11 protein-coding genes are annotated in these 14,413 nt (G+C 70.2%); 3 read left to right on the top strand and 8 right to left on the bottom strand.

Annotated elements, in window-relative coordinates; translation table 11 throughout:
* Position 1 precedes the first annotated feature (1 nt).
* Genes iolD through iolC form a run of 4 tightly spaced genes read right to left on the bottom strand, consistent with a single transcriptional unit; the run spans position 2 to position 4,596 of the window.
* Positions 2–1,882 carry a 3D-(3,5/4)-trihydroxycyclohexane-1,2-dione acylhydrolase (decyclizing) gene (gene iolD / locus BN159_RS27520; protein WP_015660281.1) on the bottom strand — a complete coding sequence of 627 codons (1,881 nt, stop codon included), beginning with the start codon at positions 1,880–1,882 and terminating at the stop codon, positions 2–4.
* On the bottom strand, positions 1,879–2,706 hold the full coding sequence (gene iolB, locus BN159_RS27515; RefSeq protein ID WP_015660280.1) for a 5-deoxy-glucuronate isomerase: 828 nt from the start codon (positions 2,704–2,706) through the stop codon (positions 1,879–1,881). Before iolB ends, iolD begins: the two co-directional genes overlap by 4 nt.
* Before the next feature lie 7 nt (positions 2,707–2,713).
* Positions 2,714–3,595, bottom strand: a complete 882-nt coding sequence (locus BN159_RS27510; protein WP_015660279.1) for a Cgl0159 family (beta/alpha)8-fold protein — start codon at positions 3,593–3,595, stop codon at positions 2,714–2,716.
* On the bottom strand, positions 3,592–4,596 hold the full coding sequence (iolC, locus tag BN159_RS27505) for a 5-dehydro-2-deoxygluconokinase (RefSeq protein ID WP_015660278.1): 1,005 nt from the start codon (positions 4,594–4,596) through the stop codon (positions 3,592–3,594). The genes BN159_RS27510 and iolC overlap by 4 nt, the downstream gene beginning before the upstream one ends.
* A gap of 327 nt (positions 4,597–4,923) precedes the next feature.
* Between iolC and BN159_RS27500 the strand changes: the two genes are divergently transcribed.
* Positions 4,924–5,124: a helix-turn-helix transcriptional regulator gene (locus tag BN159_RS27500; protein ID WP_015660277.1), complete on the top strand. Its 201-nt coding sequence runs from the start codon at positions 4,924–4,926 to the stop codon at positions 5,122–5,124.
* A 26-nt stretch (positions 5,125–5,150) separates the two neighbouring features.
* Here BN159_RS27500 and BN159_RS27495 read toward each other — a convergent pair whose 3' ends face one another.
* Both BN159_RS27495 and BN159_RS27490 read right to left on the bottom strand, forming a co-directional pair.
* Positions 5,151–6,191, bottom strand: coding sequence for a zinc-dependent alcohol dehydrogenase family protein (locus BN159_RS27495; protein WP_015660276.1), 1,041 nt, complete (start codon positions 6,189–6,191; stop codon positions 5,151–5,153).
* A 45-nt stretch (positions 6,192–6,236) separates the two neighbouring features.
* On the bottom strand, positions 6,237–7,430 hold the full coding sequence (locus BN159_RS27490; protein WP_015660275.1) for a cation:proton antiporter: 1,194 nt from the start codon (positions 7,428–7,430) through the stop codon (positions 6,237–6,239).
* 148 nt (positions 7,431–7,578) lie between these two features.
* Here BN159_RS27490 and BN159_RS27485 point away from each other — a divergent pair, with 148 nt between their 5' ends.
* Together BN159_RS27485 and BN159_RS27480 are read left to right on the top strand one after the other, a co-directional pair.
* Positions 7,579–7,794 (top strand): heavy-metal-associated domain-containing protein, encoded by a 216-nt coding sequence (locus tag BN159_RS27485; RefSeq protein ID WP_041819928.1) that lies wholly within the window; start codon positions 7,579–7,581, stop codon positions 7,792–7,794.
* Positions 7,795–7,813: 19 nt separating this feature from the next.
* Complete coding sequence (locus BN159_RS27480) at positions 7,814–10,069, top strand: heavy metal translocating P-type ATPase (RefSeq protein WP_015660273.1); 2,256 nt, start codon at positions 7,814–7,816, stop codon at positions 10,067–10,069.
* Positions 10,070–10,624: 555 nt separating this feature from the next.
* Here BN159_RS27480 and BN159_RS27475 read toward each other — a convergent pair.
* Entirely contained in the window at positions 10,625–11,914 is a 1,290-nt protein-coding gene (locus BN159_RS27475; RefSeq protein ID WP_015660272.1) for a citrate synthase, read from the bottom strand.
* A gap of 245 nt (positions 11,915–12,159) precedes the next feature.
* A complete protein-coding gene (gene recD2 / locus BN159_RS27470; RefSeq protein WP_015660271.1) occupies positions 12,160–14,394 on the bottom strand; it encodes an SF1B family DNA helicase RecD2 in 2,235 nt (744 codons plus the stop codon).
* Positions 14,395–14,413: the final 19 nt, after the last annotated feature.

The raw sequence follows: 14,413 nt of genomic DNA, 5'->3' as shown, positions 1-14,413 counted from the left end.
TTCACATGTGGCGGCGTCGGGTGGAGACGTGCCGTTCGTACAGCTCACGGGCCTTGACCGCCGACGGTCGGGTCGCGGTCTCGGCCACAGGAACATCCCACCAGGCCTGCGCTTCGGGCGCGCCCGACACTGTGTCTGCCGTTTCGGTCTCCACGTAGACACATGTGGGAGTGTCGGCGGCCCGCGCCTCGGCGAGCGCCGCGCGCAGGTCCCGGACGGTTTTCGCGCGCAGCACGCGCATGCCGAGGCTGGCCGCGTTGGCGGCGAGATCGACGGGGAGCGGGGCGCCCGTATAGGTGCCGTCGTCGGACGGGAAGCGGTAGGCGGTGCCGAACCGCTCGCCGCCCACCGACTCCGAGAGCCCGCCGATGGACGCGTACCCGTGGTTCTGCACGAGCAGCATCTTGATGGCGACGCCCTCCTGCACGGCGGTGACGATCTCGGTCGGCATCATCAGATACGTGCCGTCGCCGACCAGCGCCCAGACGTTGCGCTCGGGAGCGGCGAGCTTTACGCCGATCGCGGCCGGGATCTCGTAGCCCATGCAGGAGTAGCCGTACTCCAGGTGGTACTGGTCGGCCGAGCGGGCCCGCCACAGCTTGTGCAGGTCGCCCGGGAGCGAACCTGCCGCGTTGATGATCACGTCCGTCTCGTCGACGATCGCGTCCAGCGCGCCGACGACCTGCGGCTGCGTGGGTCGTACGTCCGGCTCGGCGGCCTCGAAGCAGGCGTCGACGCGCTGCTCCCAGAGCTCCTTGTCCTCGGCGTACTGGGCGCGATAGGCGTCGGCGACCCGGTGGCCGTGCATCTGGAGCGCCTCGGTGAGCTCCATCAGGCCGCTGCGGGCGTCCGCGACCAGCGGCAGCCCGCCGAGCTTGTGGCCGTCGTAGGGGGCGATGTTGAGGTTGAGGAAGCGGACGCCCGGCTCCTGGAAGAGGGTGCCGGAGGCGGTGGTGAAGTCGGTGTACCGGGTGCCCACGCCGATCACCAGGTCGGCGGTGCGGGCCAGTTCGTCGGCGGTGGCGGTGCCGGTGTGGCCGATGCCGCCGACGTCCTGGGGGTGGTCGTGGCGCAGCGAGCCCTTGCCGGCCTGGGTGGAGGCGACCGGGATGCCGGTGACGGACGCGAACTCGGCGAGGGCCTCCTCGGCGCGGCTGTGATGGACTCCGCCGCCCGCGACGACCAGGGGCCGGCGGGCGGTGCGGATCGCCGTCACGGCCTCGGCCAGCTCGGTCGGGTCGGCGCCCGGCCGGCGGACCGTCCAGACGCGCTCGGCGAAGAACTCCTCCGGCCAGTCGTACGCCTCGGCCTGCACGTCCTGCGGCAGGGCGAGGGTGACGGCGCCGGTCTCGACGGGGTCGGTGAGCACCCGTGCGGCCTGGAGGGCGGCCGGGATCAGGGCCTCGGGGCGGGTGATCCGGTCGAAGTACTTCGACACCGGGCGCAGACAGTCGTTGACGCTGATGTCGCCCGCGTACGGCACTTCGAGCTGCTGGAGCACCGGGTCGGCCGGGCGGGTGGCGAAGATGTCGCCGGGCAGCAGGAGGACCGGGAGGTGGTTGATAGTCGCGAGGGCGGCGCCGGTGACCAGGTTGGTCGCGCCCGGGCCGATCGACGTCGTCACCGCGTGGGTGGACAGCCGGTTCGACTGACGGGCGTAGCCGACGGCCGCGTGCACCATGGACTGCTCGTTGCGGCCCTGGTGGTACGGCATCACCTCGGCGTGCTCGACGAGCGCCTGGCCGAGCCCGGCGACGTTCCCGTGGCCGAAGATGCCCCAGGTCGCGCCGATCAGCCGGTGTCGTACGCCGTCGCGCTCGGTGTACTGGGCGGCGAGGAAGCGGACCAGTGCCTGGGCGACGGTCAGCCGGGTCGTCGTCATCGGTAGCCCTCCGTGTGGTCGGGGTGGAAACAGATCCGCCACTCCCGGGTCTCCCCCGGGCCCGCCATCACGTTCAGGTAGTACATGTCATGGCCGGGCTGGGCGATCGACGGGCCGTGCCAGCCGTCGGGGACGAGGACGACATCACCGGAGCGGACCTCCGCGAGTACGTCGGAGCCGCCCTCGCGGGAGGGGGAGACGCGCTGGTAGCCGAAGCCGTGCGGGCCGTCGATCTCGAAGTAGTAGATCTCCTCAAGTTCAGTCTCCTCCCCCGGCCGGTGCTCGTCGTGCTTGTGCGGCGGGTACGAGGACCAGTTGCCGCCGGGGGTGATCACCTCGACCGCGATGAGCTGATCGCACTCGAAGGCGTCGGCGGAGGCGAAGTTGCGCACATGGCGCAGCCGGTTGCCGCTGCCGCGCTCCTCCATGGGGACCTCCGGCGCGGGGCCGTAGCGGGCGGGGAGTCGTCGCTCGCACCTTGCTCCTGCCAAAGCAAAGCGGCCACCCGCGCCGGAGGCGATCTGTGCCCGGGCGTCTCGGGGTACGTACGCGAAGTCGGTGACCGACGCGAAGACGCTTTCCCGGCCCAGGAGTTGGAACTCGTGCTGTTCTGTTCGCACCGTACAACCGCCGTTGAGGGGCAGCACGATCCACTCGCTGTCCCCGGCGTCGAAGGTGTGTGTGGCGCCCGGCTCCAGCTCCACGATCCGCAGCGCGCAGTAGGTCCAACCGGCCCGCTTGGGATCAATGCTGAGCGTGTGCTCCGCGTCCGCCGTCGTGCCCTTGGGGACGTACAGCTCCCTGTCCCTGTTCGTCGTCGTCATGCGGCCCTCACAGCAGTCCTACGGCGGTGTCCACGGCGGCGGCCACGTCGCCGTCCGCCGGGTACAGCAGCGAACGGCCGACCACCAGGCCGCGCACGGTGGGGAGTTGGAGGGCGCCGCGCCACTTCTCGTACGCGGCCTCCTGATCGTCTCCGACATCGCCGCCGAGCAGTACGGCGGGCAGCGTCGAGGTCTCCATGACCTGGGCCATGTCGTCCGGGTTGGCGGTGACCGGGACCTTGAGCCAGGTGTAGGCCGAACTGCCGCCGAGGCCCGAGGCGATGGCGATGGAGCGGGTGACGGCTTCGGCGGAGAGATCGTTGCTCAGTTTCCCGTCGGGCGTGCGACGGCTGATGAACGGCTCGACGAACAGCGGGAGTTGCCGGGCCGCCATCTCGTCGACGGCGCGGGCGGTGGACTCCAGGGTGTTCAGGGAGCCCGGGTCGTCGTAGTCGATGCGCAGGAGGAGCTTTCCGGCGTCGAAGTTCAGGCGGCGGATGTCCTCGGGGCGGTGGCCGGTGAAGCGGTCGTCGAGTTCGAAGCTGGCGCCTTGGAGGCCGCCGCGGTTCATGGAGCCCATGACCACTCGGTCGTCGAGGGCGCCGAGCAGGAGGAGGTCGTCGAGGATGTCGGCGGTGGCCAGGACTCCGTCCACGCCTGGGCGGGAGAGGGCCAGGCAGAGGCGTTCGAGGAGGTCGGCCCGGTTGGCCATGGCGAACTTGCGGTCGCCTACTCCCAGGGCTCCGCGGGCAGGGTGGTCGGCGGCGACGATCATGAGGCGGCCGGAGTCGCCCAGCAGCGGGCGTCGTCTGCGGCGGGCCGCGGCTTCGGCGATGGCCTCAGGGTGCCTGGTGCGGGTGCGGACGAGTTCCGCGACGTTGACGGTCACCGGTCGGCCTCGGCTTCGCCTTCGGCGGGTGCGGGTGGCTGGGTTGGTTGCGCTAGTACCGCTCCTGCTGTGAGCGCCGCCTCTACCTCTTCCCGTGTCGGCATGGCCGACGAGCACTCCAGGCGGGAGGCGACGATCGCGCCGGCCGCGTTGGCGTGGCGCATCAGGGTTTCCAGGTCCCAGGCGTTGAGGAGGCCGTGGCAGAGGGTGCCGCCGAAGGCGTCGCCCGCGCCCAGGCCGTTGAGGACCTTCACCGGGAGGGGCGGGACCTCTGCCTGGTCGCCGTTGCGGTGTACGGCCAGGACTCCCTTGGGGCCCTGCTTCACCACCGCCAGTTCCACGCCGGCGTCCAGCAGGGCTCGGGCCGCCGCGTGCGGGTCGCGCACTCCCGTGGCTACTTCCACCTCGTCCAGGTTGCCTACGGCGACCGTGGTGTGGCGCAGTGCCTCGCGGTAGAAGGGGCGGGCGTCGTCCGGGTTCTTCCAGAACATCGGGCGCCAGTCGAGGTCGAAGACCGTCGTGCCCGACTTCGCCCGGTGCGCCAGGGCCGCCAGCGTCGCCGTACGGCTGGGCTCCTCGCTCAGGCCCGTTCCCGTCACCCAGAAGATCCTCGCTTCCCGGATCTCGTCCAGGTCGAGTTCGTGGGCATCGATCTCCAGGTCCGGCGCCTTGGGCTGCCGGTAGAAGTACAGCGGGAAGTCGTCCGGCGGGAACACCTCGCAGAAGGTGACCGGGGTCGGCAGGCCCTGGACCGGGGTGACCCAGCGGTCGTCGACGCCGAAGTCGTGCAGGGCCTCGTGCAGATAGGTGCCGAAGGGGTCGTCGCCGGTGCGGGTGATCACGGCGGTGTTCCGGCCCAGGCGGGCGGCGGCGACCGCGACGTTGGTCGCCGAACCGCCGAGGAACTTGCCGAAGGAGGTGACCTGCGGCAGGGGGACGCCCGTCTGCAACGGATACAGGTCCACGCCGATCCGCCCCATGGTGATCAGGTCGTACGCCATCGCGTTCCCTTCGTATCGGCTCTCCCCGGTGTTCTAGCCCCGCCCACTGAGCCCTGTCAATGTTTTGTCCAGACATTCGGACGAGACGACGAGGATCGGGCCAGGGAGGGCGGCCGCCAGGTGTCACTCTCGTCACAAATACCCCCCTTGTGTCACACATGTCGCACCTACGCGGGTCTTGCGTCACACCCGGCACACAGCCGCTGCCCCGCGGTCACTGAGCGTCGTTTCACCGGGCACAGGCTTCTGTGATCGCCAGCGCAGCGTCCGGTACCCCCGACGGCCGTTCCCGGCCGCCGCCGTGGCGCGCGCGGGGAGGTGCACGACATGACCGACCGACGGCTCTGGTCCTACAAGGAGATCGCGGCGCACATCCGCGTGCAGCCCGACACCGTGCGGTCCTATCGCAAGCACGGTCTGCTGCCCCCGCCTGACCACGTGGAGGGCGGCAAGCCCTTCTGGTACGCCGACACGGTGCGCGCCTGGGTCGCCGCCCGCCCCGGCAACCGCGGCCGAAGAGAGGACTGAGCCCTCGGAGCCCGGGACACGGACTCTCAGGCCCAGGGCTCGATGACCGTCACCCCCGACCCCCCGGCCGTGCCCATCGCCGCCAGCGCGGCCGGGGTCTCCTCCAGCGTGATCGTGGAGGTGACCAGGAGGTCGGGGCGCAGCACCCCCGCGCGGACCAGCTCCAGCATCGGCGGGTAGGTGTGCGCGGCCATGCCGTGGCTGCCGAGGATCTCCAGCTCCCAGCCGATGGCGCGGGCCATGGGAACGGGGGTGGTGCCGTCGGCCGAGGGCAGCAGGCCGACCTGGACGTGCCGGCCGCGGCGGCGCAGGCAGTTCACCGAGGCCGCGCAAGTGGCGGGCGAGCCGAGGGCGTCGAGGGAGAGATGGGCGCCGCCGGTCAGTTCACGGACCGCCACTGCCGTGTCCGGCACGGTCGCCGCGTCCACACAGTGCGCCGCCCCGAACTTCCTTGCCAGGTCCAGGGCCTTCGGGGATACGTCGATGGCGACGACCCGGGCGCCCGAGGCGGCCGCGATCATCACCGCCGACAGGCCGACGCCGCCGCAGCCGTGCACCGCGACCCACTCCCCGGCCGCGACCCGGCCCTGCTGCACGACCGCACGGAACGCGGTGGCGAACCGGCAGCCGAGCGAGGCGGCGGTGGCGAAGGACAGGCCGTCGGGGACGGCGACCAGGTTCACGTCGGCGTGGTCGAGGGCCACGTACTGGGCGAAGGAGCCCCAGTGGGTGAAGCCGGGCTGGGTCTGCCGCTCGCACACCTGCTGGTCGCCCGCCGCACAGGACGGACAGCTTCCGCAGGCGCAGACGAAGGGGGCGGTGACACGGTCGCCTTGGCGCCAGCCGGTGACGCGGGGGCCCACCGCCTCGATGACGCCGGCCAGTTCATGGCCGGGGACGTGCGGCAAGGTGATGTCGGGGTCGTGGCCCTGCCAGCCGTGCCAGTCGCTGCGGCAGAGGCCGGTGGCCTCGACCCGTACGACGACTCCGTGGTCGGCGGGTTGGGGGTCGGGCACGTGGCGTACGTCGGCGGGTTCACCGTATTGCTCGAAGACTACGGCTCGCATGGGGCTGTGCTCCTTTCCTCCGGGGGAAGGCTCCCGGTCCGGAGTTCACCAAGCCTCCTCCTCCTCTTTCACCGGCTTCCCTCGCCCCCCTCGCAAACGCAACCCCGCCAGCGGGAACACCAGTACCGACACCATCGCCGCCCCCACCAAGGCTGCCGCCTCGTCCGTGCGCATCGTGCCCGCGTCGACGCCGATGGTGGTGATGGCCACGACCAAGGGGAGGGCCGTGGCGGCGAAGAGGGTCAGGGCCTTGCGGTCTCGGGGGGCCAAGTCCCTTGGGGCCAAGGCGTACACCGGGAGGCCTCGGACCACGAGGAACAGGACCAGGAACACCGGCAGGAGCAGCAGTACGCGGCCGCCGGAGAGCAGGGCGTCCAGGTCGAACTCGATGCCTGTGACGACGTAGAAGAGCGGGACCAGGAAGCCGAAGCCCATCGCCTCCACCTTCTCCATCACCGGCTCGGCGCTTCCCGGTGCCGACCCGTGCAGCACCAGGCGGGCGATCACTCCCGCGGCGAAGGCGCCCAGCAGGGTGTCCAGGCCCAGCGCCTGGGCCAGCCCGAGCATCACCGCCAGCAGCAGCACCACCAGTCGTACGGCGAACTGACCGCTCGTGTGGAGGGTCACCTCGACCACCCGGGAGAACCACGGCGGACGCGGGCGCGTCGCCCACCACACGACCGCCGCCGTCAGCAGCGCGAACGCGGCGAGCACCGCCGTCGAGCGACCCGGTGAACGGCCGCTCAGCAGCAGGGCGATGGCGATGATCGGGCCGAACTCCCCCACCGCGCCGAACGCCATCATCACCGAGCCGAACCGGGAGCGCAGCGCGCCCGCGTCGCGCAGCAGGGGCATCACGGTGCCGAGGGCGGTGCTGGTCAGCGCCGTACCGATGTAGACGCCGCGGTCGAAGCCGGAGATCAGGGTGGCGAGGCTCAGGCCCACCGCCAGCGCGATCAGCCAGGCCCATGCCGAGCGGCGCAGGGTGTCGCCGCGGATCTTGTCGAACTCGATCTCGTAGCCCGCGAGGAAGATCAGCATCGCCAGGCCGAGGTCGGCGAGGGTGTCGATGACCTCACCCCGGCCCGCCCAGCCGAGTACGTCCGGGCCGACCAGGATGCCCAGGGTGATCTCGAAGATGACGAGCGGGACGGGGAGCAGGCGGGCCACGCCGTGCGCGAGCAGCGGCGCCAGCACCGCGATGGACATGATCAGGATGAGCGTCCCGGCCTGCGACATAGGGCGTAAATACCATAAGGATCGAACAAATCAGCCCAACCTGACGGCCGCCCCTTGTTGGAGAAATACCCCATAGGGGTATACCGTGGAGGTAGCGGGTACCCTCGTGGACCCCCTGAGCCCCACATGCCTCGACGAGGAGAACAACATGAGCGTGAGCGCCGTCTACAAGGTCAGCGGGATGAGCTGCGGACACTGCGAGGGCGCCGTCTCCGGCGAGATCTCCGAGCTGCCCGGCGTCAGCTCCGTGAAGGCCGTCGCCTCCACCGGAGAGGTGACCGTGGTCTCCGCGGAGGCGCTGCGCGAGGAGGATGTGCGCGCGGCCGTGGACGAGGCCGGGTTCGAGCTCGTCGGCACCGCCTGAACCGTACGGAGTCCCGGTCATGTCCTCCACCGCTCCCGCCCCGATAACGCCCACCGCCGAGGGGCCGCCCCCCTCCGAGGTCGAGCTGCTCATCGGCGGGATGACCTGCGCCTCCTGCGCGGCCCGCGTCGAGAAGAAGCTCAACCGGATGGACGGGGTCACCGCCAGCGTCAACTACGCGACCGAGAAGGCGCGGGTCAGCTACCCGGCGGGCGTCGAGGTGGCCGATCTGATCGCCACGGTCGTGAAGACGGGGTACACGGCCGAGGAGCCCGCCCCGGCACCCGTCGCAGCGACGGAAGCGGCCACGGAAGCGGCCGCGGATCCCGAACTCGCCGACTACCGGAGCCGGTTCACCGTCTCCGCGCTGCTCGCCGCGCCCGTCGTGCTGCTCTCCATGATTCCCACGCTCCAGTTCGACAACTGGCAGTGGCTGGCGCTCACGCTCGCCGCGCCGGTGGTCGTGTGGGGCGGGCTGCCCTTCCACCGGGCCGCCTGGACCAACGCCCGGCACGGCGCCGCGACCATGGACACCCTGGTCTCGGTCGGCACGCTGGCCGCGTTCGGGTGGTCGCTGTGGGCGCTGTTCTTCGGGGACGCGGGCATGCCCGGGATGCGGGAGAGCTTCCGGCTCACCGTCGGCGGCATGGACGGCGCCTCCGCGATCTACCTCGAAGTGGCCTCCGGGGTCGTCGCCTTCATTCTGTTGGGGCGGTGGCTCGAAGCCCGCGCCAAGCGGCGCGCGGGAGCGGCGCTGCGGGCGCTGATGGATCTGGGCGCCAAGGACGTGGCCGTCCTGCGGGGCGGGCGTGAGCGGCGGATCCCGGTGGCCGAACTGGCCGTCGGGGACCGGTTCGTCGTACGGCCCGGCGAGAAGATCGCCACCGACGGCACCGTCGTCGAGGGCGTCTCCGCGGTGGACGCGTCCATGCTGACCGGGGAGTCCGTGCCGGTGGACGTGGCGGCCGGGGACACCGTCACGGGGGCGACGGTGAACTCCGGCGGGCGCCTCGTCGTCGAGGCCACCCGGGTCGGCGCCGACACCCAGCTGGCGCGGATGGCCAAACTGGTGGAGGACGCGCAGAGCGGCAAGGCCGAGGTGCAGCGGCTCGCGGACCGGATCTCCGCGGTGTTCGTGCCGGTGGTGCTCGCGCTCGCGGTCGCCACCTTCGGCGGCTGGCTCGGCGCGACCGGTGACACGGTGGACGCGTTCACCGCGGCCGTCGCCGTCCTGATCATCGCCTGCCCGTGCGCGCTCGGCCTCGCCACCCCGACCGCGCTGCTGGTCGGCACCGGACGGGGCGCCCAGCTGGGCATCCTGATCAAGGGCCCCGAGGTGCTGGAGTCCACCCGCAGGGTCGACACCGTCGTCCTCGACAAGACCGGCACGGTGACCACGGGCCGGATGACCCTCCACGAGGTGTACGTCGCCGAGGGCACCGACGAGAAGCAGGCGCTGCGGCTCGCGGGCGCCCTGGAGCACGCCTCCGAGCACCCCGTCGCCCGCGCGGTCGCCCAGGGCGCCGAGGAGCGGGCCGGGAATCTGCCGGTGGCCGAGCACTTCGAGAACGTGCCCGGACGCGGCGTACGCGGACGCGTGGAGGGCCATGAGGTCGCCGTGGGACGCCTCTTCGCCGAACTGCCCGGGGAGTTGGCCCGGGCGCGCGAGAAGGCCGAGGGAGAGGGACGTACGGCCGTCGTGGCCGGCTGGGACGGGGAGCCGCGGGCCGTGCTGGCGGTCGCCGACACGGTCAAGGAGACCAGCGCCGAGGCCGTGCGCGAGCTGCGCGCGCTGGGGCTGACGCCGGTGCTGCTGACCGGGGACAACCGGGCGGTGGCCGAGGCGGTGGCGCGGACGGTCGGGATCGAGCAGGTGATCGCCGAGGTGCTGCCCGAGGAGAAGGTCGAGGCGGTACGGCGGCTTCAGGGCGAGGGACGGACGGTCGCCATGGTCGGCGACGGCGTCAACGACGCGGCGGCGCTCGCCACTGCCGATCTGGGGCTCGCGATGGGAACCGGGACGGACGCGGCGATCGAGGCCGGGGATCTGACGCTGGTGCGCGGGGATCTGCGGGTGGCGGCGGACGCGATCCGGCTGTCCCGGCGGACGCTCGCCACGATCAAGGGAAACCTTGTATGGGCGTTCGGTTACAACGTGGCCGCGCTGCCGCTGGCCGCGGCCGGGTTGCTGAACCCGATGATCGCGGGGGCGGCGATGGCCTTCTCCTCGGTGTTCGTCGTCACAAACAGCCTTCGACTGCGGACTTTCCGTTAGGACCCCCTTGGAGTCCGGCGCGAGCCTCACATAAGCTCTTCACAAGGCTCGCGCATCATCCTTACGCTTGGGTCTCGTTCGGTGTATCGGGGCTCTTGCGCATCTAACGGACATATGCAAGAGACGCAGATCACAGTGATGTGAACGTAACCATCGAAGGGGTTCGAAGGTCTAAGTTGGCGATGTCAGGAAGCGTCTTGGGGGGCGCGAACTGGCATCTGGGGAATGTCTTGGGGGACTTCCTCAGAGATGCGTTGCCGGGGCACGCACACCGGGGAGCTTGAGCGGCCCTCCCGAGCGTGCGTTGTCCCGGCAGACCGCACACCGAGCACCACCGCACACCGAGTAGTACGAGAACTTCTGCCCGTTCTGCTCAACGCAGTACCGAACAACAGCGATTCAGGCGCTGTCCTCACAGACGCCCGGCCGGATCCCGTGGGGGGAATCCGCACCGGGACATGGGAAGGCGCCCTGGACGTCGGCCCGTGGGGGGACCGGCGCCAGGGCGCCTTTCACATGTGCTGCGTCTTCAGTCCTGTCGCGAGTCCTGTCGCGTCAGCGCTCTTCGACCGGGACGAAGTCCCGCTCCACGACACCCGTGTAGATCTGGCGCGGGCGACCGATGCGGGAGCCGGGCTCCTTGATCATCTCGTGCCACTGGGCGATCCAGCCCGGAAGGCGGCCGAGGGCGAAGAGGACCGTGAACATCTCGGTCGGGAAGCCCATGGCGCGGTAGATCAGGCCGGTGTAGAAGTCGACGTTGGGGTAGAGGTTGCGCTGGACGAAGTAGTCGTCCGAGAGCGCGTGCTCCTCCAGCTTCAGGGCGATGTCCAGCAGCTCGTCGGACTTGCCGAGGGCCGAGAGGACGTCGTGCGCGGCGGCCTTGATGATCTTCGCGCGCGGGTCGAAGGACTTGTACACCCGGTGGCCGAAGCCCATCAGGCGGACGCCGTCCTCCTTGTTCTTCACCTTGCGGATGAAGGAGTCGACGTCGCCGCCGTTGTTCTGGATGCCCTCCAGCATCTCCAGCACCGACTGGTTGGCGCCGCCGTGCAGCGGGCCCCACAGGGCGGAGATGCCGGCCGAGATCGAGGCGAACATGTTCGCCTGCGAGGAGCCGACCAGACGGACCGTGGAGGTCGAACAGTTCTGCTCGTGGTCCGCGTGCAGGATCAGCAGCTTGTCGAGGGCGGAGACGACGACCGGGTCGAGCTCGAACTCCTGGGCCGGCACCGAGAACGTCATCCGCAGGAAGTTCTCGACGTAGCCGAGGTCATTGCGCGGGTAGACGAACGGGTGGCCGATGGACTTCTTGTACGCGTAGGCGGCGATCGTCGGAAGCTTCGCGAGCAGGCGAATGGTCGAGAGGTTGCGCTGCTTCTCGTCGAACGGGTTGTGGCTGTCCTGGTAGAACGTCGACAGCGCGGAGACCACCGAGGACAGCATCGCCATCGGGTGGGCGTCGCGCGGGAAGCCCTTGTAGAAGTTCTTGACGTCCTCGTGCAGCAGCGTGTGCTGCGTGATGTCGTTCTTGAACGTGCTCAGCTCGTCGACGGTGGGCAGCTCACCGTTGATCAGCAGGTAGGCGACCTCCAGGAAGGTGGAGCGCTCGGCCAGCTGCTCGATCGGGTAGCCGCGATACCGGAGGATGCCCTGCTCACCATCGAGGTAGGTGATGGCGGATTTATAGGCGGCGGTGTTGCCGTAGCCGCTGTCCAGGGTCACCAGGCCGGTCTGGGCGCGGAGCTTCCCGATGTCGAAGCCCTTGTCACCGACGGTGCTGTCGATCACCGGGTAGGTGTACTCGCCGTCGCCGTACCGCAGTACTACAGAGTTGTCGCTCACGTCATCCCTCACCGACGTTGTGCCTCTTCTTCGAGGTTGCCCTGACTGTCTCTACCATCCCCCATTTGGCGCAGGAGAGTGCACTCGGGGTCGACCATTGGGCGTATTGGCGGCACTCAGTGCCGCCAACTTGCCCATCCTGCCCCCTCGACACCAAGAACCGGAAGGGCTCTGTGACCTTTCCGACTCGTTTGATCGATCAAATTTCACTCACTCTTCCCTCAGCGGGGCTGAGAGCCTGGCACTCACACCTCCAGCGCGCGTGGTGCGAGCCTGAAGTCCAGGGCCGTGCAGCGCCGTCCCGCCGAGACCGTGCGCACCGCCTGACCGATCGCCTTGCGTGAGCCGACCAGCACGACCAGGCGTTTGGCGCGGGTGACGGCGGTGTAGAGCAGGTTCCGCTGAAGCATCATCCAGGCGCCCGTGGTGACCGGGATCACCACCGCCGGGTACTCGCTGCCCTGCGAGCGATGGATGGTCACCGCGTAGGCGTGCGCCAACTCGTCCAGCTCGTCGAACTCGTACGGCACCTCCTCGTCCTCGTCGGTCAGCACCGTCAGGCGCTGGTCGACCGGGTCGAGCGAGGTGACCACGCCCACCGTGCCGTTGAAGACGCCGTTGGCACCCTTGTCGTAATTGTTGCGGATCTGGGTGACCTTGTCCCCGACGCGGAAGACCCGGCCGCCGAACCGCTTCTCGGGCAGGTCGGGGCGGCCGGGGGTGATGGCCTGCTGGAGCAGGCCGTTGAGGGTGCCGGCGCCGGCCGGTCCCCGGTGCATGGGCGCGAGCACCTGGACGTCCCTCCGCGGGTCCAGCCCGAATTTGGCCGGAATCCGACGGGCGGCCACGTCCACGGTGAGCCGGCCTGCCTCCTCGGTGTCGTCCTCGACGAAGAGGAAGAAGTCCTTCATGCCGTCGGTGACGGGATGCTGCCCGGAGTTGATCCGGTGCGCGTTGGTGACCACGCCGGACTGCTGGGCCTGGCGGAAGACCCGGGTGAGCCGGACGGCGGGGACGGGGCCGCCCTCGGCGAGCAGATCCCGCAGCACCTCCCCCGCGCCGACGCTGGGCAACTGGTCGACGTCCCCGACGAAGAGGAGGTGCGCCCCGGGCGGCACGGCCTTGACGAGCTTGTTGGCGAGGAGGAGGTCGAGCATGGATGCCTCGTCGACGACGACGAGGTCGGCATCGAGGGGCCGGTCCCTGTCGTACGCCGCGTCCCCGCCGGGCTTCAGCTCCAGCAGGCGGTGCACGGTGGAGGCCTCGGCGCCGGTCAGCTCGGCCAGGCGTTTGGCGGCGCGGCCGGTGGGGGCGGCGAGCAGCACCTTCGCCTTCTTGGCGCGGGCCAGTTCGACGACCGAGCGGACGGTGAAGGACTTGCCGCAGCCCGGCCCACCGGTCAGGACCGCCACCTTCTCGGTCAACGCCAGCTTGACGGCGGCCTCCTGCTCGGGGGCCAGCTCGGCGCCCGTACGGCCCTTCAGCCAGGCCAGCGCCTTGTCCCAGGCCACGTCCCGGAAGCCCGGCATACGGTCCTCGTCGGTGCGCAGCAGGCGGAGCAGCTGGCCGGAGAGGGAGAGTTCGGCGCGGTGGAAGGGGACGAGGTAGACGGCGGTGACGGGATCGCCGCCGTCGGGACCTGGCACCTTCTCCCGTACGACGCCGGGGTCGCCGGACTCCTCGTCCGGTACGGCCAGTTCGGCGAGGCACTCGATGACGAGACCGGTGTCGACCTGGAGCAGCTTCACCGCGTCGGCGATCAGCCGCTCCTCGGGGAGGTAGCAGTTGCCCTGGTCGCTCGCCTGGGACAGGGCGTACTGGAGGCCCGCCTTGACCCGCTCCGGGCTGTCGTGCGGGATGCCGACGGACTGGGCGATCTTGTCGGCGGTGAGGAAGCCGATGCCCCAGACGTCGGCGGCGAGGCGGTAGGGCTGGTTCTTCACGACGGAGATCGAGGCGTCGCCGTACTTCTTGTAAATGCGCACCGCGATGGAGGTGGAGACCTCGACGGTCTGGAGGAAGAGCATGACCTCCTTGATCGCCTTCTGCTCCTCCCAGGCGTCGGCGATCTTCCTGGTCCGCTTGGGGCCGAGCCCGGGGACCTCGATGAGCCGCTTGGGCTCCTCCTCGATGATCTTCAGGGTGTCCAGTCCGAAGTGCTGGGTGATGCGGTCGGCGAAGACCGGCCCGATGCCCTTGACCAGCCCCGAGCCGAGATAACGGCGGATGCCCTGGACGGTGGCCGGGAGCAGGGTCGTGTAGTTCTCGACGGTGAACTGCTTGCCGTACTGCGGATGCGAACCCCAACGCCCCTCCATCCGCAGGGACTCGCCCACCTGGGCGCCGAGCAGCGCACCGACCACCGTGAGGAGATCGCCGCCACCGCGTCCGGTGTCGACGCGGGCGACCGTGTAGCCGTTCTCCTCATTGGCGTACGTGATGCGTTCCAGCACACCTTCGACCACCGCCGGATTGGACATGCGCCGACGGTACCGTCCG

Source organism: Streptomyces davaonensis JCM 4913, assembly GCF_000349325.1.
In the GTDB taxonomy this organism is placed as follows: domain Bacteria; phylum Actinomycetota; class Actinomycetes; order Streptomycetales; family Streptomycetaceae; genus Streptomyces; species Streptomyces davaonensis.
This window is presented reverse-complemented; position numbering and strand designations above follow the sequence as displayed.